Annotated in this window: 3 protein-coding genes; all 3 read left to right on the top strand. The window is 62.0% G+C overall.

Annotation, left to right across the window (positions count from 1 at the left end; all coding sequences use genetic code 11):
• The coding region (locus QMO14_RS33080; protein WP_301512351.1) for a hypothetical protein at positions 1-333 on the top strand (333 nt) is incomplete at its 5' end.
• On the top strand, positions 314-802 hold the full coding sequence (locus QMO14_RS33075; RefSeq protein ID WP_301512350.1) for a hypothetical protein: 489 nt from the start codon (positions 314-316) through the stop codon (positions 800-802). The genes QMO14_RS33080 and QMO14_RS33075, both read left to right, overlap by 20 nt.
• Entirely contained in the window at positions 803-2,644 is a 1,842-nt protein-coding gene (locus tag QMO14_RS33070; RefSeq protein ID WP_301512349.1) for a GspE/PulE family protein, read from the top strand. It abuts the gene before it with no gap.
• The last annotated feature ends 174 nt before the right edge of the window (positions 2,645-2,818 follow it).

Below are 2,818 nucleotides of genomic sequence, written 5' to 3'. Positions count from 1 at the left end.
CTACCGGGCATGCCGTCCTTCATTCAGGGCCCGGAAGCCTCGAAGCTGCAGGACTGGCTGGTTGCCGGGCTGACGATCCAAGTCTCGCCGCCCCGCCTCTGGCCGCAAGCCGAGGGCGTCCCCGACTCCTTCAAGCATCCGAAGGCGATCGCCGCCGGCAAGTTTGACGTGGAGGCCGTCGCGCTTCCGCAACTTCTCGAAGCCGTCGACACCGCGCCCGCCAACGTGATCTGGACGGGCTGGAGTGTCGACGTCAGCGACTCCAAGGGCGAACCCCTCAGTCGCGCCAAGGCCCGCCTCACAGGAAATTTCTATGTCAGCAATGCATCCTAGCCAATACCTCCCCTCGCTTGCCATCGCAGGCCTCGTCGTCCTCTTCATGCCGTCCGCCGCAGGGCAAACGCTGGGGGAACTGGCAAACGCTCAGCGCGCCAAGCAGCAGCTGGAAATCCTGAAGATCCAGAAAGACCAGGAGGATGCTGAGATGGCGGCCAAGTTGAAGTCGAATCCGCTTCCGGCGCTGTCCCAGCCTGGTGCACCTGGTGCTGCCTCGACGGCGCCGACGAAGGCCCGTCCTCAAATCGTGCTGCACGCCATGTACACCCGCGACCATGTCTGGGTAGCAGAGCTTGCTTCGGAACAACGGCTGGCGCTGGCACTGGTCGGCATGAAGATCAATGGCCAGACGGTCACGGCTATCGAGCAACGCGGCCTGGTGCTCTTTCGGGCATGCACGGCGGCCGACGTGCGCGCTAAGGCACGTTGCGGGCAGCGGGTCGTGCGTGTCGGGGAGGCCATCTAAATGAACTTCCTCAAGCGAGTGTTCAACATGGACGGCAAGCGCGATGCCGCAGGCACCTCCGCGTCAGCATCACTGGCGCCGCCACCGCCGAACCTCAAGTTCGAGACCGTGATGGCATCCGGAGTAGAGGCGGCCAACGAGTCGAAGGCCGATGGAGCCGCCTCTTCGGGGCCGGGCTCGCACACCGGATCAAAAAATGAAGACCGGCACATCGCGACGTTCGCAGGAGTGCCGCCGTTCATTCGCAGGCTCACAGACGGGGAGCAAGCCGTCGTGTCGCTGAGCAAGGCCGACCTCTCGCGCGTTGCAGTCTTGGAGGTGTCCAGCCAGTCGGCGTTGCTGGCCCATAGCGGCGTCGAGCAGGCTCTGCTGGAGTCGGTGAAGGGCCGGTTGATCGGCCGCGGATACCAAATCCACATTCACACGGCAGATCCAGACGTCATCGAAAAGATCCAGCGCGCCGGGGGCGGCACATCGGCAGTCGTCTCGGCCACCGATGCCAACAATCAATATGCGCTCGCGGCACACGACTGGATTGCTTATGGCGTCAAGGTGGGGGCCACAGATGCCCATCTAGAGACTTGGGGACAACGCGGCCAGGTTCGCTATCGCGTCAACGGTGAGCTCGAGCTGATGCGTACGCCGAACAACGGGCAGTTCACAGCCGAGTTTGTGCAAGGTGTCTCGTCCTATATGTTCGGGACCCTGCACGAGACCAAGTCGAACTCAGACAGCAGCTTTCATCAAGACAAGAACGCGTACTGCATGGTGCCTTACGACAAGGTCCCGGGTAGCAAGCTCAAGTTGCGATTTCAGTCCTTGAAGGGCGTGTACGGCCCCAAGACAGTCCTTCGCTTTCTCGACGTGGATGACGAGAAGCCGACCCTGACCTTCGAGCAGTTGGGTTTCGAGGACTCGCACATCCGCCTCCTCAAGCAAGCCCAACGCCGAACGAATGGCTTTGTCATCACCGCTGGTGAGACCGGCGGCGGCAAGACAACGACGATCAAATCCTTCATCGAGCTGAATCCGCGCGCACCACGTCTCTGCATCATTTCCTTGGAGGACCCTTCGGAGTACCGGCTGAAGCATGTCCATCAGGTGTACCTGCAGCGTGACATGGCCGACTTGGCTTCATCGAAGGCGGGCATGACGGAGCAAACCACGGCGTTCGTGCGCTCGGACCCGGACATCATCATCATGAACGAGGTGCGCGACTACTACAGCGCGAACGCGTCACAGCAGTTCTCGCTTACCGGTCACATGGCTGTGTGCTCCGTGCACGCCCATCTGCTCTCAGGCATCGTGCCGCGGCTCATCGATCCGGAAATAGGGCTCACGCGCTCGGTGCTCACAGGCCCCGGACAGCTGAGCCTGCTGATCTACCAAGACATCGTCGCAAAGCTCTGCCCCCATTGCGCTCTGCGCACCGAGCAAGTCGACGACGACGAAGAAGTGGCCCTGATCGCGCGCAACCTCAAGGCCCTGGGCTACGAGACTTCCGCATTGCGCTGGAGAAACCCGAACGGTTGCGAACGCTGCAGCTCTCGCGGCACCTCGGGCCTCACCGCTATCGCAGAGATGTTCAGCCCCGACGACGAGTGGCTGAGCGCAGTGCGTGAAGACGACGACACCCTGGCGCACCACATCTATTGCAGCCGGTCGGACAACGACTTGAGCAGTGCGGACATGACCGGCAAGACCGCGTTCGAGCACGTGCTTGTGAAGGCCCTTCGCGGAGTCGTTGACGCCACCGCTTGCTTCAAGTACGGGGACTGGGATCGCTACATGGCGCGGGCGCAGTCCCGAGAACGCCTCGCCAGGCAGGGGGCAAACGAATGACTCTCGACAACGTCTACTTGAAGTTCTGTCGGCTTCTCTGGTCGTGGCAACGGCCGCAGTTCTATCGCGACCTCTCCGACAACCTGGATCGAAAGGTCGGCGTGCGCGACTTCCTCGATCGTCAAATTTCGAACGCACTGATGCTGCGCTACTGGTGGTCGGTCCGGGTCTACC

Source organism: Variovorax sp. CAN15, from assembly GCF_030462475.1.
Taxonomy (GTDB): domain Bacteria; phylum Pseudomonadota; class Gammaproteobacteria; order Burkholderiales; family Burkholderiaceae_C; genus Variovorax.
Note: the sequence above shows the minus strand (reverse complement) of the source record. Positions and strands in the feature narration are given on the sequence as shown.

Excerpts from the sequence above, each read along its gene's own strand:
- QMO14_RS33070 (WP_301512349.1), top strand. The coding sequence starts at position 803 with ATGAACTTCCTCAAGCGAGTGTTCAACATGGACGGCAAGCGCGATGCC.
- QMO14_RS33075 (WP_301512350.1), top strand. The coding sequence starts at position 314 with ATGTCAGCAATGCATCCTAGCCAATACCTCCCCTCGCTTGCCATCGCA.